The sequence below is a fragment of the Rhodobacter sp. TJ_12 genome, from assembly GCF_020023995.1.
In the GTDB taxonomy this organism is placed as follows: domain Bacteria; phylum Pseudomonadota; class Alphaproteobacteria; order Rhodobacterales; family Rhodobacteraceae; genus Rhodobacter.
This window is the reverse complement of sequence record NZ_NRRD01000057.1, coordinates 1-765: the sequence shown is the minus strand read 5'-3', so window position 1 is coordinate 765 and position 765 is coordinate 1. Positions and strand designations below refer to the sequence as shown.

Annotated in this window: 1 protein-coding gene; it reads left to right on the top strand. The window is 50.8% G+C overall.

Features of this window, described 5'->3' with window-relative positions; all coding sequences use genetic code 11:
- A partial coding sequence (locus CKO11_RS17125; protein ID WP_223641510.1) for a glycosyltransferase family 2 protein occupies positions 1–765 on the top strand: 765 nt, incomplete at both ends.

Sequence of the window (765 nt, the reverse complement as noted above, 5' to 3'; positions counted from 1 at the left end):
AGCTGGTGGGCGTGCATGAAAATGACCCAACCACACGAAATCTCACTGCACTTCCGCTCTATGCCATCAACCAAGGGCTTCCGCTTCTGAAAGTTAAGGCGCTTCTTCAGCCGGCGATGAACTTGAACGGCACATGCGAAACGTTAGACTGGCTGGAGCAGAACGAACCCGAAATACACAACTCTGCAATGTTAAATTTTGACGTGCAGAGGCTAAGGGATGCGGCAAAGGTCAGCTTTTCCGTCATTATGCCCACCTATAACCGGAGAAAGTGCATAAGCCGTGCCATCCGAGCCGTTCTGACCCAGACCCATCGGAGCTTTGAACTGATTATCGTGGATGACGGGTCGACCGATAATACGGAAAAAGAGGTTCACCGCCTTTTCCCAGACGAAATTGAATCGGGACGCATCGTTTATGTCCGGCTTGAAAGAAATGTCGGTGTCTGCAAGGCGAGGAACGTCGGCCTGATGCAGGCGCGCGCGGACTGGATCGCCTACGCCGACAGCGACAATGAGGTGCGCCCATATTTCTTGAGCATGTTTGCTCACGCAGTTTTGCAAGACCCCAGCAAAGACGCCGTGTACGGCAGATTTATAAATGTTAAATCTGGCAGCGTTATCGGAAGGCCATTTGGCGATGGAGATATTATTCAAGGAAACTATATCGACTTGGGAGTATTTTCGCACAAAAGAGAATTGGCAACTCGCTTTGGCTGCTTCGATGAGGCTCTTCGGCGACTGGTGGATTGGGATCTCATCATCA